23 protein-coding genes are annotated in these 25,464 nt (G+C 70.4%); 13 read left to right on the top strand and 10 right to left on the bottom strand.

Going from position 1 to position 25,464, the window contains the following annotated elements:
- Positions 1–192: 192 nt before the first annotated feature.
- The 4 genes from MKK75_RS14480 to MKK75_RS14465 all read left to right on the top strand — a co-directional run bounded on the left by MKK75_RS14480 (position 193) and on the right by MKK75_RS14465 (position 4,830).
- Positions 193–1,107 carry an ABC transporter permease gene (locus MKK75_RS14480; RefSeq protein ID WP_244043253.1) on the top strand — a complete coding sequence of 305 codons (915 nt, stop codon included), beginning with the start codon at positions 193–195 and terminating at the stop codon, positions 1,105–1,107.
- Positions 1,104–2,120 (top strand): ABC transporter ATP-binding protein, encoded by a 1,017-nt coding sequence (locus MKK75_RS14475; RefSeq protein ID WP_244043252.1) that lies wholly within the window; start codon positions 1,104–1,106, stop codon positions 2,118–2,120. Before MKK75_RS14480 ends, MKK75_RS14475 begins: the two co-directional genes overlap by 4 nt.
- Positions 2,117–3,040 carry an ABC transporter ATP-binding protein gene (locus tag MKK75_RS14470; protein WP_244043251.1) on the top strand — a complete coding sequence of 308 codons (924 nt, stop codon included), beginning with the start codon at positions 2,117–2,119 and terminating at the stop codon, positions 3,038–3,040. Before MKK75_RS14475 ends, MKK75_RS14470 begins: the two co-directional genes overlap by 4 nt.
- A gap of 188 nt (positions 3,041–3,228) precedes the next feature.
- On the top strand, positions 3,229–4,830 hold the full coding sequence (locus MKK75_RS14465) for a gamma-glutamyltransferase family protein (RefSeq protein ID WP_244043250.1): 1,602 nt from the start codon (positions 3,229–3,231) through the stop codon (positions 4,828–4,830).
- Positions 4,831–5,017: 187 nt separating this feature from the next.
- On the opposite strand, the gene prfB is transcribed toward MKK75_RS14465, so the two are convergent.
- Positions 5,018–6,146, bottom strand: a protein-coding gene (prfB, locus tag MKK75_RS14460; protein ID WP_244043249.1) for a peptide chain release factor 2 whose coding sequence is annotated in 2 segments (ribosomal slippage) — positions 5,018–6,076 and positions 6,078–6,146 — 1,128 coding nt in all. Because the reading frame shifts where the segments join, the coding sequence is not laid out codon by codon here.
- 194 nt (positions 6,147–6,340) lie between these two features.
- Here prfB and MKK75_RS14455 point away from each other — a divergent pair.
- Positions 6,341–6,679: a DUF3140 domain-containing protein gene (locus MKK75_RS14455; protein WP_244043248.1), complete on the top strand. Its 339-nt coding sequence runs from the start codon at positions 6,341–6,343 to the stop codon at positions 6,677–6,679.
- Positions 6,680–6,847: 168 nt separating this feature from the next.
- On the opposite strand, the gene MKK75_RS14450 is transcribed toward MKK75_RS14455, so the two are convergent.
- Both MKK75_RS14450 and MKK75_RS14445 read right to left on the bottom strand, forming a co-directional pair.
- Positions 6,848–7,207 (bottom strand): hypothetical protein, encoded by a 360-nt coding sequence (locus MKK75_RS14450; protein WP_244043247.1) that lies wholly within the window; start codon positions 7,205–7,207, stop codon positions 6,848–6,850.
- A gap of 111 nt (positions 7,208–7,318) precedes the next feature.
- Positions 7,319–7,531, bottom strand: a complete 213-nt coding sequence (locus MKK75_RS14445; RefSeq protein ID WP_244043246.1) for a hypothetical protein — start codon at positions 7,529–7,531, stop codon at positions 7,319–7,321.
- A gap of 464 nt (positions 7,532–7,995) precedes the next feature.
- Here MKK75_RS14445 and MKK75_RS14440 point away from each other — a divergent pair, with 464 nt between their 5' ends.
- Entirely contained in the window at positions 7,996–8,388 is a 393-nt protein-coding gene (locus MKK75_RS14440) for a hypothetical protein (RefSeq protein WP_244043245.1), read from the top strand.
- Between the two features lie 71 nt (positions 8,389–8,459).
- Here MKK75_RS14440 and MKK75_RS14435 read toward each other — a convergent pair whose 3' ends face one another.
- Positions 8,460–9,677 (bottom strand): LL-diaminopimelate aminotransferase, encoded by a 1,218-nt coding sequence (locus MKK75_RS14435; RefSeq protein WP_244043244.1) that lies wholly within the window; start codon positions 9,675–9,677, stop codon positions 8,460–8,462.
- A gap of 115 nt (positions 9,678–9,792) precedes the next feature.
- The gene (locus MKK75_RS14430) at positions 9,793–10,194 is read right to left on the bottom strand and encodes a hypothetical protein (protein ID WP_244043243.1); all 402 of its coding nucleotides are present in this window, start codon (positions 10,192–10,194) and stop codon (positions 9,793–9,795) included.
- 158 nt (positions 10,195–10,352) lie between these two features.
- Here MKK75_RS14430 and MKK75_RS14425 point away from each other — a divergent pair, with 158 nt between their 5' ends.
- The gene (locus tag MKK75_RS14425; protein ID WP_409567570.1) at positions 10,353–12,194 is read left to right on the top strand and encodes a PHA/PHB synthase family protein; all 1,842 of its coding nucleotides are present in this window, start codon (positions 10,353–10,355) and stop codon (positions 12,192–12,194) included.
- A 178-nt stretch (positions 12,195–12,372) separates the two neighbouring features.
- Here the strand turns inward: MKK75_RS14425 and MKK75_RS14420 are convergent, their stop codons facing one another.
- Positions 12,373–13,686, bottom strand: a complete 1,314-nt coding sequence (locus MKK75_RS14420; protein WP_244043242.1) for an OmpP1/FadL family transporter — start codon at positions 13,684–13,686, stop codon at positions 12,373–12,375.
- Positions 13,687–14,095: 409 nt separating this feature from the next.
- On the opposite strand from MKK75_RS14420, the gene MKK75_RS14415 reads away from it, so the two are divergent.
- Both MKK75_RS14415 and bioB read left to right on the top strand, forming a co-directional pair.
- Entirely contained in the window at positions 14,096–14,980 is an 885-nt protein-coding gene (locus MKK75_RS14415) for a fumarylacetoacetate hydrolase family protein (protein ID WP_244043241.1), read from the top strand.
- A 44-nt stretch (positions 14,981–15,024) separates the two neighbouring features.
- Positions 15,025–16,026 (top strand): biotin synthase BioB, encoded by a 1,002-nt coding sequence (bioB, locus tag MKK75_RS14410; protein WP_244043240.1) that lies wholly within the window; start codon positions 15,025–15,027, stop codon positions 16,024–16,026.
- 280 nt (positions 16,027–16,306) lie between these two features.
- On the opposite strand, the gene MKK75_RS14405 is transcribed toward bioB, so the two are convergent.
- From MKK75_RS14405 to mnmA, 4 genes are all read right to left on the bottom strand, one after another.
- Positions 16,307–17,785, bottom strand: a complete 1,479-nt coding sequence (locus tag MKK75_RS14405; protein ID WP_244043239.1) for a sensor histidine kinase — start codon at positions 17,783–17,785, stop codon at positions 16,307–16,309.
- Between the two features lie 179 nt (positions 17,786–17,964).
- Positions 17,965–18,762, bottom strand: coding sequence for a TVP38/TMEM64 family protein (locus MKK75_RS14400; protein WP_244043238.1), 798 nt, complete (start codon positions 18,760–18,762; stop codon positions 17,965–17,967).
- Positions 18,759–19,412, bottom strand: coding sequence for a class I SAM-dependent methyltransferase (locus tag MKK75_RS14395; RefSeq protein ID WP_244043237.1), 654 nt, complete (start codon positions 19,410–19,412; stop codon positions 18,759–18,761). Before MKK75_RS14395 ends, MKK75_RS14400 begins: the two co-directional genes overlap by 4 nt.
- Before the next feature lie 25 nt (positions 19,413–19,437).
- A complete protein-coding gene (mnmA, locus tag MKK75_RS14390; RefSeq protein WP_244043236.1) occupies positions 19,438–20,592 on the bottom strand; it encodes a tRNA 2-thiouridine(34) synthase MnmA in 1,155 nt (384 codons plus the stop codon).
- A gap of 279 nt (positions 20,593–20,871) precedes the next feature.
- On the opposite strand from mnmA, the gene MKK75_RS14385 reads away from it, so the two are divergent.
- The 4 genes from MKK75_RS14385 to fliF all read left to right on the top strand — a co-directional run bounded on the left by MKK75_RS14385 (position 20,872) and on the right by fliF (position 25,449).
- A complete protein-coding gene (locus MKK75_RS14385) occupies positions 20,872–22,467 on the top strand; it encodes a flagellar hook-length control protein FliK (RefSeq protein WP_244043235.1) in 1,596 nt (531 codons plus the stop codon).
- Between the two features lie 75 nt (positions 22,468–22,542).
- The gene (locus MKK75_RS14380; RefSeq protein WP_244043234.1) at positions 22,543–23,232 is read left to right on the top strand and encodes a flagellar hook assembly protein FlgD; all 690 of its coding nucleotides are present in this window, start codon (positions 22,543–22,545) and stop codon (positions 23,230–23,232) included.
- Between the two features lie 91 nt (positions 23,233–23,323).
- Entirely contained in the window at positions 23,324–23,599 is a 276-nt protein-coding gene (locus MKK75_RS14375; protein ID WP_007569077.1) for a DUF1153 domain-containing protein, read from the top strand.
- 218 nt (positions 23,600–23,817) lie between these two features.
- Complete coding sequence (gene fliF / locus MKK75_RS14370) at positions 23,818–25,449, top strand: flagellar basal-body MS-ring/collar protein FliF (protein ID WP_244043233.1); 1,632 nt, start codon at positions 23,818–23,820, stop codon at positions 25,447–25,449.
- Positions 25,450–25,464 lie beyond the last annotated feature (15 nt).

Here is a 25,464-nt window from a genome sequence, read left to right as displayed (position 1 = left end):
CTCTGCGGGGGAGGGTGGCCCCCGAAGGGGGTCGGGAGAGGGGAACCCGGGTTCAGAAAGGGGCGCGACCTTCATGCCGGGCACAATCCTGTTCTGCACCGTCGCTCCCCTCTCCCGACCCGGCCTGACGGCCGGCCCACCCTCCCCCGCAGAGGGGGGAGGGAAAGACGCGCGCCGCAGCCGGGGACGCCGATGAGCACCGGCACCCCCATCGCCGAGACCGCCGGCATCGCAGCGCCCACCGGCAGCCCGGGTCTCATCCAGGAACCCGGCACCGTCACGGCCTTCTGGCGCCGCCTGCGTGCCCGCCCGAGCGCCATCGCGGGCCTCGTCATCGTCGGCCTGCTGATCCTGATGGCGGTGTTCGCCCCCTGGATCGCGCCCTACGATCCCACCGCCACCGACTGGGGCAACGTCCGCGGGTCCCCAAGCCTCGCGCACCCGTTCGGCGGTGACGAGGTCGGGCGCGATGTCCTCTCGCGGATCATCTTCGGAGCTCGCGCCTCCCTCGGCGCCGGCCTCGTCTCGGTGGCTTTGGCTGTCTCCCTCGGCCTGCCGCTCGGCCTGCTCGCCGGCTACGCGGGCGGCTGGATCGACGGGGCGATCTCCCGCCTCACCGACGCGCTGCTGGCGATCCCGTTCCTGATCCTGGCGATCGCGCTCGCCGCCTTCCTCGGTCCGAGCCTCGTCAACGCCATGATCGCCATCGGCCTCTCGGCGACCTCGACCTTCATCCGGTTGACCCGGGCGCAGGTCCGTGCCGTGGCGGCGGAGGAGTTCGTCGAGGCGGCCCGCGCCATGGGCAACCCGCCCTGGCGGATCGCGTTCGTCCACATCCTGCCCAACATCGTCCCGGCGATCCTCGTCCAGGCGACGCTGACCATCGCGGCGGCGATCATCGCGGAGGCGAGCCTGTCCTTCCTCGGCCTCGGCCAGCAGCCGCCCGAGCCGTCCTGGGGGGCGATGCTCAACACCGCCAAGAACTTCATGGATCAGGCGCCCTGGATGGCGATCTGGCCCGGCCTGTCGATCTTCCTGGCCGTGCTCGCCTTCAACCTGTTCGGCGACGGCCTGCGGGACGCCCTCGACCCGAGGCAGCGCGCATGACGAAACCCCTCCTCGACGTCCGCGACCTCGCGGTCGCCTTCGACACCGACGGCGGCGCGGTCCACGCGGTCAACGGCGTCTCCTACACCCTGCACGAGGGCGAGACGCTGGGGATCGTCGGCGAGTCCGGCTCCGGCAAGAGCGTGCACGTGCTGGCCATGCTGGGCCTGATCCCGCGCCCGCCCGGCCGGATCACCGGCGGTCAGGTGCTGTTCGAGGGCCGGGACCTCCTCGCCCTGAAGGAGCGCGAAATCCGAAAAATCCGCGGCGGCGCGATCGGCTTCGTGTTCCAGGACCCGATGAGCTCGCTCAATCCCGGCATGACTGTCGCCGCGCAGATCGTCGAGCCCCTGCGGATCCATCTCGGCCTCGACGCCCGCGCGGCCCGCGCCCGGGCGAAGGAACTGCTCGACCTCGTCCGCATCCCGAACGCGGGCGCGCGCCTCGACCAGTACCCGCACGAGTTCTCCGGCGGCCAGCGCCAGCGGGTGATGATCGCGATCGGACTGAGCTGCCGGCCGAAGCTGCTCATCGCCGACGAGGCGACCACGGCCCTCGACGTCACCGTTCAGGCCGAGATCGTCGCCCTGGTGCAGGAGCTGAAGCGCGAGCTCGGCATGGCGATCATCTGGATCACCCACGATCTCGGCGTGGTGGCCGGCATCAGCGACACCGTGCAGGTGATGTATGCCGGCCGGATCCTGGAGCGCGGCCCGGTCGACGACATCTTTTCGGATCCGCGCAACGCCTACACGCTCGGGCTGCTGCGCTCCCTGCCGGACCTCTCCGGCGGCCGGGCCGGACGCCGCCGCCTCCACCAGATCGAGGGCGCGCCGCCGGACATGCGCCATCTCCCGCCGGGCGATCCCTTCGCCCCGCGCAACGCCTACGCGACGCCCCGCTGCCGGGCCGAGATGCCGCCCCTGGCACAGGCGCCCGGCGCCGCCCCCGGCCACCTCGTCGCCGCCTGGTACGACCTGCCGGACCTCCTGAGCCGGGAGGCGGCCCGATGAGCATGCAGGATTATCCGGTCGTCTCGGTGCGCGACCTGTCCAAGCACTACCCACTGCGCTCATGGTGGGGCGGCAAGGACTCGGTGTTCCGCGCCGTCGAGGGCGTGAGCTTCGACATCCGCCCCGGCGAGACCCTGGGGCTTGTCGGCGAATCCGGCTCCGGCAAGTCCACCATCGGCCGGGCCGTGACGATGCTGAACCCGCCGACCTCCGGCACGATCGCGTTCGAGGGCACGGATCTCGCAAAACTCTCGGCCGGCGCCATGCGCAAGATGCGCGCCCGGATCCAGACGGTGTTCCAGGACCCCTACGCAGCTCTCAACCCGCGGATGAGCGCCGGCGACTACGTCGCGGAGGCGTTCAAGCTGCACCGGCGCGACATGCGGAGACCGGAGCGGCGCGAGGCGGTGGCGGCTTTGTTCCAGCGGGTCGGGCTCGATCCGCGCTTCATGGGGCGCTACCCGCACCAGTTCTCGGGCGGCCAGCGCCAGCGGATCTGCATCGCCCGGGCGATCGCCCTGAAACCCAGCTTCATCGTCGCCGACGAGCCGATCGCGGCCCTCGACGTCTCGATCCAGGCGCAGGTGGTGAACCTGCTGCAGGATTTGCAGGACGAGATGGGCCTGTCCTACCTGTTCATCTCCCACGACCTGCGGATGGTGCGCTATCTCTGCCACCGGGTGGCGGTGCTCTGGCGCGGGCGGATCGTGGAACTCGCCGAGGCCGACGCCCTCTACGAGGCTCCGCGCCACCCCTACACGCGCCGCCTGCTCGCCGCGGTGCCGGTGCCGCACCCGGCCGAGGAGCGCGCCCGCTTGGCCGCCCGGGACATCGCCAGCCACGACCAGCCGCCGGACGGACCGCTCACCGAGGTGGCGCCGGGGCATTGGGTGGCGCTGCCGCAGGAACAGCGCGCGTGAGAGCCTCACGCCGCTTCTCCCTTTCTCCACCTCATCCTGAGGTGCGAGTGCAGCGAGCCTCGAAGGAGGGCTCTAGCCAGCCGCGCGACCTCCGGAGGGCTCCTTCGAGGCGGCTGCGCCGCACCTCAGGATGAGGTCGTGTTTTGGATCAGGCAGTCGCTAAACCGTTCCGAACAGCAGGACATCCCGTGAGAGATTTTTCCGCCCCCGGCCGTTCCCCGGTCTACGCCGCCAACGCCGCCGTCGCGACCTCGCACCCGCTCGCGACGCTCGCCGCCATCGAGGTGCTGCGCGCCGGCGGCAACGCCGTCGATGCCGGCATCGCGGCGGTCGCCGTGCAATGCGTGGTCGACCCGCTGATGACCGGGATCGGCGGCGACTGCTTCGCGCTCTACGCCCCCGCGGGCGCCACCAAGCCGATCGCCCTCGACGGCTCGGGCCGGGCGCCCGCCGCGGCCACGCCCGGCTGGTACGCCGAGCACGGCGTCGCGATCACCCCGACCTCGCCGCACGCCGTCACGGTGCCGGGCGCGGTCGCGGCCTGGGACCTTCTGGTGCGCGAACACGGCACCCGCTCCCTCGGCGAACTGCTCCAGCCGGCGATCCGCTACGCGCAGGACGGGTTCGTGATCCAGCAGCGCGTCGGCTGGGACTGGCTGCGCTGTGTACCCCGCGTGGCCGCCGATCCCCACACCGCCGCGACCTACCTGCCCGGCGGGCGGGCGCCGGCGATCGGCAGCCTGTTCCGCCTGCCCAAGCTCGCCGCGACGCTCAAGAAGATCGCCGCGGAGGGCCCGAAGGCCTTCTACGCCGGGCCCGTCGCCCAAGACATGGTGAGCCGGCTCAACGAACTCGGCGGCCTGCACACGCCGGACGATTTCGCCGCCGCCCGGCCCGACATCGTGACCCCGGTCTCGACCCGCTACCGCAGCTACGACGTCTACGAGTGCCCGCCCGCCGGCCAGGGGCTGGCCGCGCTGATGATGCTCAACGTGCTGTCGCATTACGACGTCGGCGCCCTCTCGGAGCTCGACCGGCTCCACCTCTTCGCCGAGGTGTGCAAGCAGGGCTACCACCATCGCGACGTCCTGTTCGGCGACGCCGCCCTCGCCGCCGTGCCGGTGGAGCATCTGCTCTCCGACGCCTGGAAGGCCGCCGCCCACGGGGCGATCGACATGGGCCGGGCGCGCGAGCCGGAGATCTATCCTGAGATCGCCCGCGAGGCCGCCGAGGGCCGCGCCCACAAGGATACGGTCTATCTCTGCGTCGTCGACCGGGAGGGAAACGCCCTCTCACTGATCAACTCGATCTTCCAGGGCTTCGGCTCGGGCATCCTGGCGCCGGAGAGCGGCGTGCTGCTGCACAACCGCGGCCTGTCGTTCCGCGCGGAGGGCGGGCATCCGAACAGCGTCGGGCCGGGCAAGCGGCCGATGCACACGATCATCCCCGGCATGCTGATGAAGGACGGGCGGGCGGTCGCGCCCTTCGGCGTCATGGGCGGGCACTACCAGGCCATGGGCCATGTCGAGCTGCTCTCCGGCCTGCTCGACCGGGGGCTCGACGTGCAGGAGGCGCTCGATGCCCCGCGCAGCTTCGCCTACGGCGGTAGCCTGGAGGTCGAGGGCGGGATCTCGGACGCCGCGATGGCGGGGCTGATCGCGCGCGGTCACCCGGCGATCCGCGCGCCGCTGCCGCTCGGCGGCGGGCAGATCATCTGGATCGACCGCAAGGCCGGCACGCTGGTGGCCGGCTCGGACCCGCGCAAGGACGGGGCGGCGCTGGGATATTGAGGGGCGTCCGTGGGGGATGCACGGGTCCATCCCGCCCATCCCCCTCATCCTGAGGTGACCGCGAAGCGGGCCTCGAAGGAGGAGTCCAGAAATCGCAGTGGTATCTGGAGGGCTCCTTCGAGGCCTTCGCTTCGCTCCGGGCACCTCAGGATGAGGTGATTGGATTGGACGGGCCGGGAAGCCCGGCTCAGTCGATGTCCTCGACCGCCTCGCTGCCGCCAAAGACCCGCTGGGCGAGCGACGACTCCATGAACGGGTCGAGGTCGCCGTCGAGCACCTCGTCCGGATCGGTGGATTGCGTACCGGTGCGCAGATCCTTCACCAACTGGTACGGCTGCAACACGTAGGACCGGATCTGGTGACCCCAGCCGATATCGGTCTTGGCCTCGGCCTCGGCGTTGGCTTTCTCCTCGCGCTTCTTCAGCTCGGCCTCGTACAGGCGCGCGCGCAGCATGTTCCAGGCAGTCGCCCGGTTCTTGTGCTGCGAGCGCTCCTGCTGGCACGCCACCACGATCCCGGTCGGGTTGTGGGTGATGCGCACCGCCGAATCCGTGGTGTTGACGTGCTGGCCGCCGGCGCCGGACGACCGGTAGGTGTCGATCCGGCAGTCGGATTCCTTGATCTCGATCTCGATCCGATCGTCGATCACCGGATAGACCCAGACGCTGGCGAAGCTGGTGTGCCGCCGGGCGCTGGAATCATAGGGTGAGATCCGCACCAGCCGGTGCACGCCGGACTCGGTCTTGAGCCAGCCATAGGCGTTGTGGCCCTTGATCAGGAGCGTCGCGCCCTTGATCCCGGCCTCCTCGCCGTCGGTCATCTCGACGACCTCGACCTTGTACTTCCGGCGCTCGGCCCAGCGCGCGTACATGCGCTGGAGCATGTTGGCCCAGTCCTGGCTCTCGGTGCCGCCGGCGCCGGCATGCACCTCGAGATAGGTGTCGAAGCCGTCGGCCTCGCCGGAGAGCAGGGTCTCGACCTGCCGGCTCGCGGCTTCCTTCTCGACGGCCAGGATCGCGGCCTCGCCCTCGCGGATCGAGGATTCGTCGCCCTCCATCTCGCCGAGTTCGATCAGCGTGGCGCCGTCCTCGAGGTCGCGCTCCAGCTTCTTGATCGCGGTCACGGCCTCGTCGAGCTGCTGGCGCTCGCGCATGACCTTCTGGGCGGCCTCGGCATCGTTCCAGAGGTCGGGGTCCTCGGAAGCCGCGTTCAGCTCCGCGAGGCGTTTATCGACGGTGTCCCAGTCAAAGATGCCTCCTCAGCAGCCCTATAGACTGCTTGGCGGCATCCGAGGCTTGCTCGATCTCGGCGCGCATCTGGTTCTTCGGGAATGGGGGCGGGAAAGGATGTCGAGGGTCGGGCCGGGGTGATACCCGCCGGGGGCCGGCCTGTAAACGCCGTCGCGCCGCCCTGCCCTCCGCCCGTGCGGCGCCCGACCGCAGGGACGGCGGCGAGCCGGCCCGCGCCGAACGCGTTGTCGCGCACGAGCGACAGGCAGGAGGCGCACAGCATGGCGGAGGCGGATCACGCGACGACGTGGAAGGACTTCAACGAGGCCGTCAACATGACGCCGGCCGCGTTGAAGAAGCACCTCGACAGCGACGCCAGCAAGGATGTCGGGCAGAAGAAGGACGGCGCTGAATCGACCGGCCACGCGATGGGCCGGCGCATCCTGGCCATCAAGGACAAGAAGAAGGCGGACCTGACGGACGACGACTACGCCGCCATGGGCAAGGTCGTGAGCTACGTCCACCGCCATCTCAAGCAGGGCGGTGCGGCCCGCAAGGACCCGGATTCACCCTGGCGGATGTCGCTGATGAACTGGGGCCACGACCCGCACAAGGATTGAGGGCCTGTTCGACCTGAGCGCGAAGTCGTCCGGTGCGCCGTGGGCTGGATGCCGGTTTCGAAAGGTCGAGACCTTTCGCGGGACCAGGGCAGAGCCTTGGAAAAGCCGTCAGGACTCCGCCCTGAAACCCCGCCCAAGGGCGCACCCTTGGAAACCCAGAATGAAGGCTCAGTAGCGCGGCGGCACGACGTAGGACGGGGCGATGACGTACTCCTTCGGCCGCTTGCGCGCGCCGAACCGGCCTTCGGTGATCTGGTCGTTGTAGTAGTCGAATCCGGTGTAGCCGAAGCCGCCACCGTTCATGACCTCGGCCACCGGCACCGGCGGCACGGCGAGGTCGGGACGACCGGGCGGCACCACGAACTGGCAGCAGCCGTCCGTGGTCAGGACCGTCGGCCCGTTCGGCGCCGTGAACACGTAGGACGGCGCGCGATACGGCGCCGGCGCGTAGGTTGCGTCGGAGGCCGAGGCGCCCTGCCCCGCCACGAGGGCGAGCAGTCCGGCGGCGATCAGGGTCTTGGTGCTCACGCGATGCTCCGTCACGGGCCGGCTTGGCCGGCGGCTCGCGAACAGTCTAGCTGATCGCGGCCGGATTGTCCGGCCCCTTCGGCTCGACCGGTTAGCGAAAGTTCGGCCGGATCAACCCCGGGCGCGCAGGACCACCTGCGGGCTCGCCGGAACGGGCCGGCAATCCGAGATGAAGGCGTTGACCGGCAGCGGCTTCGAGTCGCACGCGTAGACATCCGTCGGTCCCGGCGCCGGGACCGGATCGCGGGCGACGATCGGGTTCGGCGCGCAGGCCGAGGCCGCGGCCGCGAGCAGCAGAGCGGCGATCAGGTTCAGGCGGCGCATGCTTCTCTCGGGACGCGGGAAGACCCCTTCCCCGACCCTGGCCATCGCGCTCCGCCCTGACAAGCGCCCGGGCGGGCCGGCAACACCTTTGGTGGCGCCTGTCGCCCCGCGGCAACAATTTTTAGCGCGCATCGTCGGCCGCGCGGTGTGAGAGCCGTCTAACGGCCATGTCGGAGAACAGACTTGCGCCAAGCCGCTTGCGCCAAGCCGCTTGCGCCAAGCCGCTTGCGCCAAGCCGCTTGCGCCAAGCCGCTTGCGCCAAGCCGCTTGCGCCAAGCCAAAGGATAGATTCAAAGCGATCCCGCACGTTGGACCGCTTCGGACAGATCTTCAGGCCATCCTCGAGGATCCATACAGCAACGACTGGTACAACTCAGGATTAAAAACAGCGCTTTGGGCTTTCTTAACCCTCATCTCCTTAAGCAATGCCGTGCCCTGACACTCAACAGCCTGGAACCATCGCCATGAGATCGTCCCTCGCCGCGCTGATGATCGACGGATTCGCATCGTCGACGGCCAGCGGCGCCAGACGAAGAGACTTCGCTCCGGGCGTTCCGGCGGCGGATTTCAGGAGCGAGGTCGCGGCCGCCGCGCAGGTTTTCGCGGATGGCTTGGCCGAGATGTGGGCGGCGCGGCCCGCGACCGTCATATCCGACAGGAGCGCCCTGCTCGCCTCGATCGCCAGCCGGGCCGACGGGCTTGCCGCGCGGGCGACCGCCCCGGCGGCTCGGACCGGTGCGGCCGGCGGCCGCGCACAGGCGGCGGTTTCGATCCGTGACCGCGCGGCGGAGGCGCTCACGCCGCGGTTCGCGGGCCTGAGGATCCCACGGGCCGAGGTTTCCGGCAGCGCTTCGTAGGCCGGCACCGCGTTCGGTGATCGGGGCGGCTCGGGCAGCCCCGAACCGCCGCGTCCGTCCGGACCTGCGCCCTACCCGGCCCGGGCCATCGGCACGACGTTGTGCAGGGTCTTGTCGGCGCCGTCGAAGAACCGGCGCACGTTGCGGGCGGCTTGGCGGATGCGCTGCTCGTTCTCCACCAGTGCGATGCGCACGTACTCGTCGCCGAACTCGCCGAAGCCGATGCCGGGCGCCACCGCCACGTCAGATTTCTCCAGCAGCAGCTTCGAGAATTCGAGGCTGCCCAGCTCCCGGTAGCGTTCCGGGATCGGCACCCAGGCGAACATCGAGGCGGCGGGCGCCGGGATGGTCCAGCCGGCCTTGCCGAAGGATTCCACCAGCGCGTCGCGGCGCTTTTTGTAGATGCTGCGCATCTCGTGGATGCAATCGTCCGGCCCGTTGAGGGCCGCGGTGGCGGCGACCTGGATCGGCGTGAAGGCGCCGTAATCGAGGTAGGATTTCACCCGGGTGAGCGCCGCGAGCAGCCGCTCGTTGCCGACCGCGAACCCCATGCGCCAGCCTGCCATCGAGTAGGTCTTCGAGAGCGAGGTGAACTCCACCGTGCAGTCGATCGCGCCCGGCACCTGCAGCACGGAGGGCGGCGGGTTGCCGTCGAAATAGACCTCCGCGTAGGCGAGGTCCGACAGCAGGATCAGCTCATGCTGCTTCGCGAAGGCGACGAGGTCCCGGTAGAAGTCGAGGCTCGCCACGTAGGCCGTGGGGTTCGACGGGTAGCAGACCACCAGGGCCACGGGCTTCGGGATCGAGTGGCGCATGGCGCGCTCCAGCGCCGGGAACATGGCCGGGGTCGGCTCGGCCGGCACGGAGCGGATCACGCCGCCCGCCATCAGGAAGCCGAAGGCGTGGATCGGGTAGCTCGGATTCGGCACCAGCACGACGTCGCCCGGGGCGGTGATCGCCTGGGCCATGTTGGCGAAGCCCTCCTTGGAGCCGAGCGTCGCCACGACCTGCGTATCGGGGTTCAGGCTCACGCCGAAGCGGCGCTGATAGTAGCCGGCCTGGGCCTTGCGCAGCCCGGCGATGCCCTTGGAGGCCGAGTAGCGGTCGGTGCGCGGGCGCCCGGCGGTCTCGCACAGCTTGGCGATGACGTGCTTCGGGGCGTCGAGATCCGGGTTGCCCATGCCGAGATCGATGATGTCGGCGCCCTGCGCCCGGGCGGCGGCCTTGATCCGGTTGACCTGCTCGAAGACGTAGGGCGGCAATCGCTTGATGCGGTGAAAGTCGGTCATGGGCCTGTCCATCGGCGCGCCCCAGTGCTGGCGTCTCTCATCTGTGCCGGTCGCGCGAGCCACCGACTCTAGCAGACTTGTGGGCCGCCGCCGACCCACAAAACCGTGGCTGTGGCTATTGCGGGGGCGCCGGGGCCGGCTTGATCGTCGCCGCAGCGCCCTTCCCAGCGCTTGCGGCGGCGCGGCCGCGGGTCTCGTTGCGGCCCCGGGCGCTCTCCAGCTCCGCCTCCAGCGCCTTCTGCCCGGTGACGGACTTGGCCCGGACCGGGCGCTTCGGCGCATCGACGCCGACCGGCATGTAGTCCTGCTGCGCCTTGCTGCGGGATTCGGTCACGAAATCCGGCGCCGCGACGACCCGCGGCGCGTAGCCCGCGTCGGAGGCGAGCGAACGCACGACGTCGCCGGAGCAGGCTGCGAGCGAACTGGCGAGGGCGACAAGAATCACCGCACGGATGAAGCCGGAGAGCCGGCTGATGCGTTGAACGCAGACGACAGGGTTCGAAACGGATCGATCCATAGTCACATGTCCATGAGAAGACGGGTGGGCATGAGAAGATCGGCCGGATGTTTCGGTCGCGTCGGTGAGCGCACTGGCGAAAACTCTGGCTCGCTCCTTATTTTGTCGGAAACGAGGCCCCCGCCCGGGTCGACGGAAGAACTCACAGGGAGGCACGTTTGACCAGCCCTCAGGCGCCGGACCGGACCAGCCCATCGACCCCTGTCGCCAACGGCGCGATGCCGACCGGCGTCAGCCCGCCCCTGCCGGATTTCGAGGCGCTGTCGCGCAACGCCGGGCAGTTCGTGGAGGCGATGGGCCGCAATGTCGGCCGCCTGCTCCAGCCGGACGCCCAGCCGGGCGCCCCCGGCGGCGAGATGAACGAGGCCGCCAAGGTCCTCCAGCAGGTGGCCGAGACGTGGCTCGCCGATCCGAACAAGAGCGCGGACGCGCAGGCCCGCCTGTCCCAGGCGTTCCTGTCGCTGTGGGGCTCGACCTTCCTGCGCCTCCAAGGCCAGCCGGCCGATCCCGTGGCGCTGCCCGAGCCGCGTGACGCGCGCTTCGCCCACGCGGATTGGTCGACCAACCCGTATTTCGACTTCATCAAGCAGGCCTACCTGCTCGCCACCCGCTGGGCCGAGGGGCTGGTCGACGAGGCCGAGGGGCTCGACGCGCATACGCGCCACAAGGCGCAGTTCTACCTGCGCCAGCTCACCAGCATGCTCTCCCCTTCGAACTTCCTGCCGACCAACCCGGAACTGATCCGCCACACCCTGCAGGAGAACGGCGCCAATCTGGTCCGCGGCCTCAAGATGTACGAGGAGGACCTGGAGGCCGGCGGCGGCCAGTTGCGCGTGCGCCAGACCGATCCCAGCGGCTTCGAGGTCGGCAAGAACGTGGCGGTCACCCCGGGCGAGGTGGTGTTCCGCAACGACCTGATCGAGCTGATCCAGTACGCCCCCAGCACCGAGACGGTGCTGCGCCGCCCGTTCCTCATGGTGCCGCCCTGGATCAACAAGTTCTACATCCTCGATCTCAATCCCCAGAAGAGCTTCCTGAAGTGGATGGTCGATCAGGGGCTGACGGTGTTCTGCATCTCCTGGGTCAACCCGGATTCGCGCCACGCCGACAAGGACTTCGAGTCCTACATGCGCGAGGGGATCGAGGCCGCCATCGACGCGATCGGCGCCGCCACCGGCGAGAACGAGGTGACGGCGGCCGGCTACTGCGTCGGCGGCACGCTGCTCTCCGTCACGCTCGCCATGCAGGCCGCCACCGGCAACCGGCGGATCAAGAGCGCCACGCTGCTCACCACCCAGGTCGACTTCACCCATGCCGGCGACCTGAAGGTCTTCGCCGACGAGGGGCAGATCCGCCAGGTCGAGGCGCGCATGGCCGAGATCGGCTACCTGGACGGTTCCCAGATGGCCAACGCCTTCAACATGCTCCGGCCGAACGACCTGATCTGGCCTTACGTCGTCAACAACTACATCAAGGGCAAGGCTCCGACATCCTTCGACCTGCTGTACTGGAACTCCGACGCCACCCGGATGCCGGCGGCGAACCATTCCTTCTACCTGCGCAACTGCTACCTCGAGAACACGCTGGCGCAGGGCCGGATGGTGTTGGGCAACGTCCGCCTCGACCTCAAGAAGGTGCAGATCCCGATCTTCAACCTCGCCACCCGCGAGGACCACATCGCTCCGGCGCTCTCGGTGTTCGAGGGCTCGAAGACGTTCGGCGGCAAGGTCGATTACGTTCTCGCGGGCTCGGGCCACATAGCAGGGGTGATCAACCCGCCGTCGAAGCCGAAATACGGCTACTGGACCGGCGGCCCGGTGAAGGGGACGCTGGAATCCTGGATCGCGGCCGCGGCGGAAACCAAGGGCTCGTGGTGGCCCTATTGGTTCCAGTGGATCGAGGCGCAGGCGCCCGAGCGCGTCCCGGCGCGCAAGCCCGGCGGCGATGCCCTGCAATCCCTGGGGCCGGCACCCGGGACCTATGTGCGGATGCGCGCCTGAGCGCCATCTGCCCAAAGATCGGTTCGTGATCCGCCGCGACGAGCGCGGAGCCACTCCCTCATCACGCGCGAAGCGAAGGACCCAGGGCAGCGCGACATCGGTCAGCGTGGCGCCGCCCTGGACTGCTTCGCTGCGCGTGCAAAGACGGCGGCAGCGAAGCGTTGAACCAGAGACGGACTCAATACTTCCGCACCAGCGGCGCCGGCGCCGGGGCCGGCGGGGCGCCGAACACGTAGCGGAAGCCCACCGAGACGATGTTGGCGCTCGAATCGACCACCCCCGCGAAGGCGATGTTGCCGACGTTGTAGTCGCGCCCGATCCCGGCGAGGATCCGCGAGCGGTCCAGGAAGAAGTGCGAGTAGGCGACGTTCAGCGTCAGTTGCTGGCTCCAGCGGTAGCTGGCGCCGACCGAGACGTTGTAGCGGTCGCCGTCCGGCAGGCGGACCGAGCGGTTCGAGAAGTCGATCGGCGAGGTCTCGTAGGCGAATCCGGTGCGCAAGGTCAGGTTCGGCGCCGCGTCGTACTCGGCACCGATCGAGTAGGTGTAGCCATCCTTGTAGTTGAGCGGCAGCGAATTGACCGGCAGCCCGAGCGTCTTCGACACGATGCCGATATTGCCGAGCCTCGACCAGTTGTCCCACTCGAAGCCGAGATCGACCCGGGCCACCGGCGAGATCGCCTGGGTCAGGCCGACGCTGAGCTTGTCGGGGGTGTTGAGCTTCGAGCGGACCTGCCCGGCGAGCGGCGCCAGGGCGACCAGCGGAACGCCGATCGAGCCGTCGATGTCGTGATGCACCGAGGAGCGGTAGCCGATACCCAGCACGGTCCCGTCGCGCGGCGTGATCGTGGCGCCCGCCGTGAAGCCCGCGCCCCAGGACTCACCCTTGAGGAAGGAACTCGGATAGACCGTCGGCAGGATGCCGGGGATCGGCAGCGCCTGCCGCAGGGTCAGGCGGAAATACTCGATGTTCGGGCCGGCGGCGACCGAGAGCCACTCGTTGACCTTGAAACCGATGACCGGATTGAAGGCCAGCGAGAAGATCCGCGACGAGCGGCCGTAGACCTCGCCGGCCCAGACCTGCCGCGGCTTGGTCACGAGGCCGAAGGGCGCGCCGGTCGAGAGGCCGAGCCAGAGCCGGTCGTTGATCTGGTAGGCGGTCGCCCCCGCCGGCACCACGGCGCCCTGGCCGATGTCGCCGGAGCCGCCGAGGCGGGCGAAGCCCGGGTTCGTGCCCGGCGCCGGCCGGATCTCGGAGGACAGACCGATGAAGGTGAAGTTCTGCTCCGCTACGAAGCCCGGATTCATGGTGATCGTGGCGGGATTCCAGAAGATCGACGAGACGCCGCCCGAACCCGCCGCCGCGCCCGCAAAGGCGAGCCCCTGCGCCTCGGTGCTCTGCTCCCGGATGCCGAACGCGCCCGCATGCGCCGCCCCGGCGCCGAGAATCATCGCCGTCGCCGCGAGCATCGCCGCGCGCACCGTCCCACCCATCGAATCCCCCAAGCCGTTCAGCCCCGCCCGGCGCTTATCCGAGACCGGTAATGCGGCGCCGTTTCGTGCATGCTGCAGGTTTCGGGGGCAGGAGCGCAACGATAATCTGCATCCAAGGCCTGACCTTGAAGTACAGTAAAGCTTACTAACGGCGCCAATATTTGTATCAAATATCAGCTCGATTACCGTCTATCGAAGGCTGGACGCGGATTTACGCAAGAGCTTCCGCGCTAGGAATAATAGATCAAACACCAAGGCGATGAGCACTTTCTCGCCAATCTGTTGCACGGATGCGACACCCGCCGGCCCCGGTTTCCCAGTCATCCGCGCTTGCGCCAAGACCGGCACCCGGCCATGGTCCCGGCGATCGGCAGAGACCGGTACGAGGGTAGGATTTAGGAGCGCGGCGATGAAGCTCTTCCGGCACGGCCCGAGCGGCGACGAGAAGCCCGGCCTCGTGGACGCGAACGGGGGCTTGCGCGATCTCTCGGGCGTGGTGCGGGACATCGCCGGTCCGGCACTGGCGCCCGAATCGCTGGCGCGGCTGCGCGCCCTGGATCCCGAGACCCTGCCGAAGCTGCAGCCGGACGTGCGGCTCGGCCCCTGCGTGGGCGGCACCCGCAACGTGGTGGCGATCGGCCTCAACTTCGCCGACCATGCCGCCGAGACCGGCTCGCCGATCCCCGCCGAGCCGATCATCTTCAACAAGGCGCCGTCGAGCCTGTGCGGCCCGAACGACACCGTGATCATCCCGAAGGGCTCCCATAGCACCGATTGGGAGGTGGAACTCGCCGTGGTGATCGGCCGGCGCGCCAGCTACGTCCACGCCAACGAGGCGCTGAGCTACGTGGCGGGCGCCTGCATCTGCAACGATGTCTCCGAGCGAGAGTGGCAGATGAACCGGGGGCCGACCTGGACCAAGGGCAAGAGCGCGCCGACCTTCGGACCATTGGGCCCGTGGCTCGTCACCCTCGACGAGATCCCCGACCTGAAGAACCTCGCCATGAGCCTCGACGTGAACGGCGAGCGCCGCCAGACCGGCTCCACCGCCACGATGATCTTCGACGTGCCCCAACTCGTGGCCTACGCGTCGCACTTCATGCTGCTGGAGCCCGGCGACGTGATCACCACCGGCACCCCGCCCGGCGTCGGCCTCGGCATGAAGCCACCGCGCTACCTGAAGGCCGGCGACGAGATGGTGCTGCGGATCGAGCGCCTGGGCGAGCAGCGCCAGACGGTCATCGCCTTCGACGACTGGACCGCCAAGGTCTCGGCCGGAGCGCCGACCGACTGAGCGAGGCGCTTGATTTTTCCGCGCCGATCCCACTCAAAGGAATCATGAGCCACACTGCCGACCCGCACCCGCAGGACATCCGCCACGATTGGGCCGTGGCCGAGATCCAGGCGATCCACGACCTGCCGCTGCTCGATCTGGTGCATCGGGCGGCCACGGTGCACCGGGCCTACAACGACCCGGCCGATGTCCAGCGGGCGAGCCTGCTGTCGATCAAGACCGGCGGCTGCCCGGAGGATTGCGGCTACTGCTCGCAATCGGCCCACCACAAGGAGACCGGCCTCGCGCGCCAGCGCCTGATGCCGGTGGAGACCGTCCTGGCCGAAGCCGCCGCCGCCAAGGCCTCCGGCGCGACCCGGTTCTGCATGGGCGCGGCGTGGCGCAACCCCAAGGACGGGCCGGACTTCGATGCCGTGCTCGCCATGGTGCGCGGCGTGCGCGGCCTCGGCATGGAGGCCTGCGTCACGCTCGGCATGCTGACGGACAGCCAGGCCGAGCGCCTCGCCGAGGCCGGCCTCACGGCCTACAACCACAACCTCGATACCGGGCCGGACTACTACGACAAGATCGTCTCGACCCGGACCTACGAGGACCGGCTGAACACGCTGGACCGCGTGCGCGCCGCGGGAATCGGCGTCTGCTGCGGCGGCATCATCGGCCTAGGCGAGGAGCCGAGCGACCGCGTGGCGATGCTGCAGGTTCTGGCCAATCACGCGCCGCACCCGGAGAGCGTGCCGATCAACGCGCTGGCGGCGGTGGCCGGCACGCCGCTGGGCGACACGGCTCAGGCGATCGACCCGTTCGACATGGTGCGCATGTGCGCGACCGCCCGCATCGTGATGCCCCGGGCCCGGGTCCGGCTCAGCGCGGGCCGACGTGCGCTCAGCCGGGAAGCCCAGGCCCTGTGCTTCCTCGCCGGGGCGAACTCGATCTTCTACGGCGAGCGGCTGCTCACGACGGCGAACGCCGAGGCGGATGCGGATGCGGCCCTGCTGGCCGATCTCGGCATCCGCGTCGCCGAGCCGGTCCTGGCGGCGGCGGAGTAAGGCTTCAGCTCAGCCGTTTCGAGGTGTTGGGCTAAGATCAAGACGCGGCGTCAACTCAGTCTGCCCTGCCCTTTTCCCGGGCCCATGGAGCGTCAGCGGAATGTGCCCCGGGATCCAGCACACGACGTCGCGAAGCGTCGATCTGGACCAACCTGTGCCGCTGGCGCGGCGCCTTTCGTGCTGGTTCCCGGATCAGGTTCCGCGTCGCTCCACCTGTCCGGGAAAGGGGGCACCGATCGCATGCCGCGCGCTCGGCCCGACTCCTTGAAAGCGCCGACCCTCAGCCCTCGGGCAGCACGATCCGGAACCGCGCGCCGCCCTCACATGCGTCGAGGGTCAGCGTCCCGCCGTTGATCCCGATCAGCTCGGCGGCGATCGGCAGGCCGAGCCCGGTGCCGCCGGAGCGCGTCGAGCCCGCGAAGGGCGCGAACAGGTTTTCCCGGGCGCGCGTCGGCAGGCCGGGGCCGTTGTCGGCGATCAGGATCGTCACCCGGCCCGGCTCCTCACGGGTGGCGTCGACGCGCACCGCGGCGTCGGTGACCTTGGCCCCGTCAAGCGCCTGCACGGCGTTGCGCACGAGGTTGGCGAGCGCGCGGCCGAGCTGCTCCGCATCGGCCTGGACGCAGAGGTCACCTGCCGCCGCCTGCACGGCGACGGGATGGGCCGACAGGGCGGCGAGGTCCGGAAGCTCCGCGAAGATCGGCGCCAGCGGCGTGCGGGTGAGACGCGGCGCCCGCTCGGTCACCCGGCCATAGGCGAGCGTCGCCTCGCAGAAGCGGATCGCGCGGGCGAGCGTGCCCACGAGACGGGGCGCGACGCGCTGCACCGTCGGATCCGCGGTGCCTTCGAGGCGGTCGCCGAGCAGCTGCGCGCCGGTGAGGAGGTTGCGCAGTTCGTGGCTGATCTTGCTGACGGCGAGCCCCAGCTCGGCCAGCCGCCGCTTCTGGCGGAGCTGGTCGGCGAGGCTGCGCTGCATCCGCCCGAGCGCGAGTTCCGCCTGCCCGATCTCGTCGCTGCGGCGGGACGGCGCGATGATCCGGCCCGCATCCTCCGGATCGTCCGCGAAGGCCGTGATGCTGGTCACCAGCCGCCGCACCGGGCGCACGATCAGGACCTGCAGCACCACGAAGACCAACCCCGCCGCCGAGGCCGCGATGATCAGCGAGGAGACCAGCAGCCGGAGCGCATAATCGATCATGGCGGACCGGAGCGGCGCCTCGTCGAGCAGGATCTCGACCCGGTCGAAGCCGCCGCCGCCCTGACCGATCACACGGATCGGCTCCCGCGTCGGGGTCACCAGGGTACGCCACGCCCCGCGGATCGCCGACAAGGCCGTGACGTCGCCGAGGTCGACTGTATCGGCGACGCTTTCCGGCACCGCCTCGATGGCGAGCAGGCGCTGCGTGCCGCCGCCGCGCACCGCGATGGCCCGGGCGTTGACGCCGGCGAGCAGCCGGCTCTCCAGCGCCTCCGAGACCGGCTCGCTCGTCCGGCCGTCGAGGACCAGGGCGGCGACCTGCGCGGCCGCCAGCCGGTCGGACATCCACTCAATCCGGTAATTGGCCACCGCCGGCACGTAGGTCAGCACCTCGGCCACCACCACGAAGGCCACGGTGACGAGGAACAGCCGGCCGGACAATCCGAGCCGCGTCCTGCGCCGGTCGAGCCCGTCGCGGGCCGGCGCGGATACGGGCCGTGCAGAGGCCGCGACGGCAGTATCGGATTCGAGCGCCATGCCGGTCACGCTCCGCGCGAGCATCGCGGATGCGGCTCGACCGGGAGAGGGATGCTCGAGCCGGTTCCGGCCTTGGCGGGGGACATGTTCGCAAGCCACGGTTCTGCAGGCCATACAGCCTCTTGGCCGTGAGCACTATAATGGTGCGGCCCGCAAGCGGTTGCATGTGCCTCGAGACACGGGAAAACGCGCCCGCTATCGGATCATGTCTCTCGGGCCCGCCGCGCCCGCCGGCTTAAGAGCATGGTGATCAGGGCGAAAACCGCCAGCATCGCGAGCCCCGCCACCATCCTGGGCGTCACGAGGTCCCGCAGGGTCAGAGCGCGGTCGCAGGCCGCCCCGTCCGTAGCCAGGCAGGCCGCGCGTGCGGCCTCGTGGGCGGCGACCACATCCTCGATTCCCGCCCCCGTGGTGGCGTACACGAAGGCGCCGGGCAGGAGTCCCAGGAAGGTCGCGAGCACGAACACCCGCATCTTCACCCCGAAGGCGGCGGGCGCGAGGTTGGTCACCCAGAACGGGAACAGCGGGATCAGCCGCAGCACCGCGATGTAGCCGAAGGCGTCCCGGCGAAACCCCTCGGCAAGGCCCGCGAGGCGAGTGCCGCCGATCCGGCGGAGCAGGTCGGCGCCGGGGCCGCGGCCGATAGCGAACACGATCGCCGCCCCCGTGGTGGCGGCGCAGACCGCCGTGAGCGCCCCCGGCACGATCCCGAACAGGAAGCCGCAGATCATGGTCAGGATCAGCGAGGCGGGCACCGACACGACCACGGCCCAGACATAGAGGCAGTAGGCCGAGACCAGTGCGCGGATGTAGTCCGCCTCGACGAAGCCGCGCAGCCAGGCCCGGGAGGCGAGCAGGCGGTCGAGGCTCAAGATCTGCGCCGCGCCCGAGACCAGCACCGCGCCCGAGATGCCAAGCAGCAGCACGAGCGGCAGCCAGCGCCGGACGCGCGTCCAGCGGCCCGCGCGGGGACCTCCGGCGGCGGGCGCGGCCTCGCTCACCCGGCCTTACGCATCCGCAGAATCTTGAAGAACCCGCCCGGGAAGGTCGGCTTCAGCCCGATCACCTCGACGCCGTTGCGCCGGGCCCAAGCCTCGATCCGCGTCGCCTTGAAGTCCGACGACCAGCCGATCTTGGTGCAGAGCGGCGCCACGATCTCCTCGACCCGGGCGACCGGGCCGTCGCTCTGGCCGAAATGGTTGGCCAGCACGATGCCGCCGCCGGGCCGCACCACCCGCAGGAACTCCGACATCGCGGCCTCGGGATCGGGCACCAGGGTGATCAGGAACTGCGCCACCACGGCGTCGAAGCTCGCGTCGGCATAACCCAGGTGGCAGACATCCATCACCTGGAGGCCCTTCACGTGCGACAGGCTCCGGCGCCGGACCTTGGCGCGGGCGCGCTTGAGCATGTCTTCCGAAAGATCGACGCCGCAGACGAAGCTGGCCTTGGGGTAGTAGCCGAGCGCCAGCCCGGTGCCGACGCCGGCCTCCAGGATCCGCGGCCCGTATTCGGCCGCGGCCTCGACAGCGGCGCGGGCGGCGGGCTCGGTGAGCTTGTCGTAGACCACGTCGTAGACGGGGGCCCAGCGGGCATAGGCCTTGCGCATCAGGGCCGTGCTCGGCCCGGCCGTCTGCGGCTCGCTCAGCATCGTTCGAAGGTTCCAGAGGTTGAGATCAGGCGGCCTCGCGGGGCCGGGCCGACAACGCGTCGACGCGCCGGATGGTGCCGCCGCCGAGCACCCGCGCCCGGGGGCCGTCATCCGCGTAGATCGCACAAGCCTGCCCCGGCGACACGCCGTCCTCGGGCTCGGCGAGCACCACCTCGGCGGCACCGTCCGGCCCAATCGTGAGGGTCGCGGGGCGCGGCGGCCGGGTCGAGCGGACGCGGACCGCCACGGGGAGATCGCGCACGGCCTCGGCCGGACCTTCGCCCAGCCAGTTCAGCTCCGCGAGGCGGATACGGGTCGTGGCGAGCGCCGTACGTGGGCCGACCACCACGCGGGCAGCCTCGGGCTCCAGCCGCACCACGTAGAGCGGCTCCGGCCCCGACAGGCCGAGGCCCCGGCGCTGGCCGACCGTGTAGTGTACGATGCCCGCGTGCCGCCCGACGACCTGGCCCGCGAGGTCGACGATCTCGCCGGGCCGCGCGGCGTCGGGGCGCAGGCGGGCGATCACGTCGCTGTAGCGGCCCTGGGGCACGAAGCAGATGTCCTGGCTGTCCGGCTTCTCGGCGAGCGACAGGCCGAGTTCCTTCGCCAGGGCGCGGGTCTCGGTCTTCTCCATCTCGCCGAGCGGGAAGCGCAGGAAATCCAGCTGCGCGGCGGTGGTCGCATACAGGAAATAACTCTGGTCCCGGGCGGGATCGAGGGCGCGGTGCAGCGCCCGCCCGCCGCCCGGCAGCGCACGGCTGGCCACATAATGCCCGGTGGCGAGCGCGTCGGCGTCCAGGTCCCGGGCGAGGCCCAGGAGGTCGCGGAACTTTACCGTGCGGTTGCACTCGACGCAGGGGATCGGCGTCTCGCCGGCGAGGTAGCTCTCGGCGAATTTCTCGATGACTTCGTCGCGGAACCGGTCCTCGTAATCGAGTACGTAGTGCGGGATGCCGAGATGCTCGGCCGCGGCCCGCGCGTCGTGGATGTCCTGGCCGGCGCAGCAGGCGCCCTTGCGGTGGCTCGCCGCGCCATGGTCGTAGAGCTGGAGCGTGACGCCGACCACGTCGAAGCCCTGGCGCTTCAGGAGCCCGGCCACCACGGAGGAATCGACGCCGCCCGACATGGCAACGACGACGCGCGTCTCGTGGGGGGCTTTGGGGAGATCGAGGGCGTTCATCACGAGGATCCGCAGCCGCCGGCCCGGAAGCTTCCCGGCTGCACGGGGCGTCTATAGCGGGAGTCCGGCCGGCTTTCCAGGGCGAACGGATTGCGGGGCTGCGGCAGCTCGGCAGAACCTGCCGGGCGGGCGGCAGCTTCGGCCGGATGCCGGCGCATCGGCCGCTGTGAATTCTCAACATCGTCAGTGGCTTGCCGCGGCGGATCGTTGGCGTGCGCCTTGCTGTACGCCCTGCGAGGGGAGCCCGGAATGGCAAGCGGTGCAACGGATCGGCTGGATGTGACCGCGTGGACTCCATCCACGCGGACGGGCTGGGACGCGGCGGGGATCGCCGCGCGGACCGGCACCTCCGCGCAGGACCGGTTCGGCGCGGCCCTCGACGCTGCCCGGACCCGGGACGATGCTGCGGCTGCACAGGCTCGAGCGACCAGCCAGCGCGACTCCGCCGACGCGGCCCGGGCGCGACAGGCGACGCAGCGCGCGGAGGCCAGCGACTCCCGGTCGGCTTTGGAGCGCGACCGGGATGCGGCCGCACAGGCCGAGGCCCGGGCTGTGGACCGGCGTTCGGCTGAAACCCAGCCGAGGAGCGCTGCAACCGGCGCGACGACCGGTGCCACGGCGCAAACGGCCGTCCCGCGCGACGAGGAGCCGCGGGCACCGTCCGATCCGCGCCCGGAGGCACCGGCTACGGCGACGGGCGCGCCGTCCGAAGCGCGCGCGCAGGACGAACCCGTGTCGAAGGTCGCGACGACCGGCACGCCCGCGCAGGATCCGGCGGCCGACGCGCCGGCCGCGAACGCCGACACCTCCGCCCAGGCCGAGCCGGCAGCGCAGGCGGCCCAACCCAATCCCCCGCCGCAAGCCGCGCATCCCGATCCCGCCGCCACGCTGCTGAGCCTGCTCGCCGCGCTGTCGGGCGGCGCGGCGGCGGGCGCCGCTGCCACCAAAGGTCAGGAACCGGCTCAGGATCCGGCGGCGGCAAGTGATAAGAGCGTCGCGGGCACGCTCCCGGCCGGCGCCGGAGCCGCCCTAGCGGGGTCGGCGGCATCAGGGCCGACGCCCTCCGGCACGGGCACGACCGACGCGGCGCGGGGCCCGGAGGCGACGGGGATCTCCGGGGCCGCCCTCGGCGCGAAGGCGTCGACCGGCGCAGTCCGGTCCGAGCCGGCCAATCCGAGTGCCGGCCCGGTGGAGGCCGCCCAGATCGGCACCGGCGACCCGACCGCTGCCGCGTCCGGTCCCGGCAAGGATTTTCTGGCGGCTCTGGTCGATGCCGGTCAGGCCGCGGGCCAGACTGCCGCCGGCCCGCCCGGCGCTGCGCCGCAGGGGGCAGGCCTGGCCAATCCAGGCGGATCGCTCACGGCGCCGGCCGCATCCACCGGAACGGCCGGTACCGCGCAGGCTGCCACCGCCGAGACGACGGCGACCGCCCAGACGACGCCGCCGATCCCGATCGGGCAGGTGCCGATGGCGATCGGCCTGCGCTCGCTGAACGGATCCAACGCCTTCCAGATCCGGCTCGACCCCGTCGAACTCGGGCGGGTCGACGTCAAGCTCGAGATCGACAAGGCGCGCGGGACGGTCACGACGCACCTCGTGGTCGATCGGCCGGAGACCCTGGCGATGCTCCAGCGCGACGCGAACCAGCTTCAGCAGGCCCTCACGCAGGCCGGCCTCGATCCATCGTCCGGCGGCCTCAACCTGTCGCTGCGCGGCGACGGCAGCGCGCAGACCGGGGGCGGCGGCAACAACCCGCAGGGCGGCTCACCCCAGGGCGGGGCCGCCGGCTGGACGCGGGATCAGGCCGAGGCCCCGCAGGAGATCGCCCCGACCCGGTGGCTGCGCGGCTATGGCGGCCTCGACATCAGGATCTAGGCGCGGCGGCCCCTCGCCGGACGACACGCAACCATCGTGCGCCCGCGCCCCGGGCGCGGCACGGGAGAGACCAGCATGACCAGCGGCATATCGAGCCTCGCCAGCACGGCATCCACCTCCAGCTCCAGCTCGGCGTCGAGCGGCGCGAACGCGACCGAGATCGCCAGCAACTTCACCCAGTTCCTGACGCTGCTCACCACGCAGCTCAAGAACCAGAACCCCCTCGACCCGATGGACACCAACCAGTTCACGCAGCAGCTCGTGCAGTTCGCCGGCGTCGAGCAGCAGCTCAAGACCAACGACCGGCTCGACAGCATCCTGACCGCCTCGCAGTCGGCGAGTTCGGCCACGGCGACGAGCTACATCGGCAAGACCATCACGGCGAGCGGGACCGCCTCGCAGCTCTCCGACGGCTCGGCCGCCTGGACACTCACGCCGTCCCGCGCCGCCTCGAAGGCGGTGATCACGATCCTCGATTCCAACAGCAACGTTGTGGCGACCCAGACCACCTCGCTCGCCGCGGGTGCCCAGACCTACACGTGGAACGGCAAGACCTCGGCCGGGCTGACGGCGCCGGACGGGGCCTACTCGATCAAGGTCTCGGCCACGGATGCCACCGGATCCACAGTCGCGGTCGATACCAGCCTGTCGGGGACGGTCGACGAAGTCGATCTCACCGGATCTTCGCCGGTCCTGCTGATCGGCGGGCAGAAAGTGCCGCTGTCCAGCGTTCAGACGATCGGGTTGTCCACAAGTGGGGCTTAACGAATCACATCCGAGTGACTCGCTTCAACATCTCTTAAGCGGGCGCAAGTACCTTCGAGGCTCGACAGGTCAGTCGAGTGTAGAGCGTATCATGACCGAACCTAGCCGCCCGAGAGTAAAGTACGTGATCGGGCCCGATGGCAGTCCCCTGACCATCGCGGACCTGCCCCCCCCGAGCACGCGCCGCTGGGTGATCCGCCGCAAGGCTGAAGTGGTGGCCGCGGTCCGCGGCGGCCTCCTGAGCCTGGAGGAGGCCTGCAAGCGCTACACCCTGACCACCGAGGAATTCCTGAGCTGGCAGTTCTCGATCGACCAGCACGGGCTCGCCGGACTGCGGACCACGCGGATCCAGCATTATCGGCACTGAGCCGCGGCGGCACCGGGAATGGGGTGTCCCGCCCGCGCCGACCGACTGGGATGTCCAGCGAAGCCGCGTCCCGGTCCCGGGCGCGGCTTCGCGGCGTTTCGGAGCCCGCCGCGCACGGCGGGGTCCGGCATTAACGGCCCGCTAACCACGTCCTGGGCAAATTCTGCCGGGCGAGCCGTCAGGGCCCGCATCGCGTTCAGAGTGCAGCGAACCCGCCCGTGAAGCCGGTCCTCGATCTCGTCACGAAGCTCGGACCGGCCCGCATCGCCGCCATGGCGGCGGTGACGCTGACGCTGATCGGATTCTTCGCCTTCATCATCCTGCGGGTCTCGCGCCCCGACATGGGCGTGCTGTTCTCGGACCTGTCGATGCAGGATTCGGCCTCGGTCGTGCGCGATCTCGACAGCCGCGGCATCCGCTACGAGACCCGGGGCGAGACGGGCCAGACGATCCTGGCCCCCCGGGCCGACCTCGCCAAGCTGCGCATGGACCTCGCCGGCAAGGGCCTGCCGACCCAAGGCGGCGTCGGCTACGAGATCTTCGACAAGGGCGACGCGTTCTCATCCACCAACTTCGTGCAGAACGTGAACCACCTGCGCGCCCTGGAGGGCGAGCTCGCCCGCTCGATCCGGGCGATCGGCCGGGTTCAGGCGGCGCGCGTCCATTTGGTCCTGCCGGAGCGCCGCCTGTTCGAGCGCGACCGGGAGAACCCGAGCGCCGCCATCGTGCTGAAGCTGATGGGCGACCTCGATGCCGGGCAGGTCCGGGCGATCCGCCACCTCGTGGCCTCCGCGGTGGAGGGTCTGAAGCCCGAGCGGGTCTCGATCGTCGACGAGCGCGGCCGGCTGCTCGCCGACGGCGCCCGGGACGCCGAGGCCGACGTCGCCGGCGGCTACGAGGACCGCCAGGTCAGCCTGGAGCGGCGCCTGCGCGGCCAGATCGAGGACGTGGTCGCCGGCATCGTCGGGCCGGGCCGGGCCCGGGTGCAGGTCAACGCGGAACTCGACCTCAACCGGATCGAGAGCCGGTCCGAGACCTTCGATCCCGAGAGCCGGGTCGTCCGCTCGGCCCAGACCCGAACCGAATCCTCGCAGACCAGCAACGCCGACGGGCAGGTCAGCGTCGGCAACGAGTTGCCCGGCGCCAACGGCGGCGACAAGGCGCCCGCCCCCAAGGACGCCACCAACAAGAACGAGGAGACCACGAACTACGAGATCTCCCGGGTGACCAAGACCGAGGTCGCCGAGGGCGGCCGGGTCAAGCGCCTGTCGGTGGCCGTGGTGGTCGACGGCGTCTACGCGACGGCGCCCGACGGCAAGCAGACCTACAGCCCCCGACCCCCCGCCGAGATCGAGCGGATCACCGCCCTGGTGCGAAGCGCGGTCGGCTTCGACAAGGCCCGCGGCGACCAGATCGAGGTGGTGAACCTGCGCTTCGCGGAGGCTCCGAGCGTGCCGCAATTCACCGAGCCGACGCTGATCCAGTCGCTGCTCGCCCCCAGCAAGGAGGACGTGCTGCGCATGGCCGAACTCGCGGTGCTGGCGCTCCTGACCCTGATCGTGCTGCTCACGGTGGTGCGACCGCTGGTGCGGCAGGTGCTGGCGCCGGTTCCGGCCCCGCCGTCGCTCGCCGGGCCGGGGATGGGCGGGGCGGCCGACGCCGCGGCGGTCGCACCGCCCGCGGGGACCATCACAGTGATCGAGCGGGACAACCCCACCGCCCGGCTGATGGAGTTCGCCAAGATCAACGGCCAGGTCCAGGCCGAAACCGTGCAGCGCGTGGTCGACATGGTCCGGGCGAGCCCGACCGAGACCGTCGAGGTCCTGCGCGGCTGGATCCAGGAAGAGTGACGCGTAGGGTATCGA

Source organism: Methylobacterium sp. J-030 (assembly GCF_022829545.1).
Taxonomy (GTDB): domain Bacteria; phylum Pseudomonadota; class Alphaproteobacteria; order Rhizobiales; family Beijerinckiaceae; genus Methylobacterium.
Note: the sequence above shows the minus strand (reverse complement) of the source record. Positions and strands in the feature narration are given on the sequence as shown.

Excerpts from the sequence above, each read along its gene's own strand:
- MKK75_RS14480 (WP_244043253.1), top strand. The coding sequence starts at position 193 with ATGAGCACCGGCACCCCCATCGCCGAGACCGCCGGCATCGCAGCGCCC.
- MKK75_RS14475 (WP_244043252.1), top strand. The coding sequence starts at position 1,104 with ATGACGAAACCCCTCCTCGACGTCCGCGACCTCGCGGTCGCCTTCGAC.
- MKK75_RS14470 (WP_244043251.1), top strand. The coding sequence starts at position 2,117 with ATGAGCATGCAGGATTATCCGGTCGTCTCGGTGCGCGACCTGTCCAAG.
- MKK75_RS14455 (WP_244043248.1), top strand. The coding sequence starts at position 6,341 with ATGGCGGAGGCGGATCACGCGACGACGTGGAAGGACTTCAACGAGGCC.
- MKK75_RS14445 (WP_244043246.1), bottom strand. The coding sequence starts at position 7,531 with ATGCGCCGCCTGAACCTGATCGCCGCTCTGCTGCTCGCGGCCGCGGCC.
- MKK75_RS14440 (WP_244043245.1), top strand. The coding sequence starts at position 7,996 with ATGAGATCGTCCCTCGCCGCGCTGATGATCGACGGATTCGCATCGTCG.
- MKK75_RS14435 (WP_244043244.1), bottom strand. The coding sequence starts at position 9,677 with ATGACCGACTTTCACCGCATCAAGCGATTGCCGCCCTACGTCTTCGAG.
- MKK75_RS14430 (WP_244043243.1), bottom strand. The coding sequence starts at position 10,194 with ATGGATCGATCCGTTTCGAACCCTGTCGTCTGCGTTCAACGCATCAGC.
- MKK75_RS14420 (WP_244043242.1), bottom strand. The coding sequence starts at position 13,686 with ATGGGTGGGACGGTGCGCGCGGCGATGCTCGCGGCGACGGCGATGATT.
- MKK75_RS14415 (WP_244043241.1), top strand. The coding sequence starts at position 14,096 with ATGAAGCTCTTCCGGCACGGCCCGAGCGGCGACGAGAAGCCCGGCCTC.
- bioB (WP_244043240.1), top strand. The coding sequence starts at position 15,025 with ATGAGCCACACTGCCGACCCGCACCCGCAGGACATCCGCCACGATTGG.
- MKK75_RS14405 (WP_244043239.1), bottom strand. The coding sequence starts at position 17,785 with ATGCTCGCGCGGAGCGTGACCGGCATGGCGCTCGAATCCGATACTGCC.
- MKK75_RS14395 (WP_244043237.1), bottom strand. The coding sequence starts at position 19,412 with ATGCTGAGCGAGCCGCAGACGGCCGGGCCGAGCACGGCCCTGATGCGC.
- mnmA (WP_244043236.1), bottom strand. The coding sequence starts at position 20,592 with ATGAACGCCCTCGATCTCCCCAAAGCCCCCCACGAGACGCGCGTCGTC.
- MKK75_RS14380 (WP_244043234.1), top strand. The coding sequence starts at position 22,543 with ATGACCAGCGGCATATCGAGCCTCGCCAGCACGGCATCCACCTCCAGC.
- MKK75_RS14375 (WP_007569077.1), top strand. The coding sequence starts at position 23,324 with ATGACCGAACCTAGCCGCCCGAGAGTAAAGTACGTGATCGGGCCCGAT.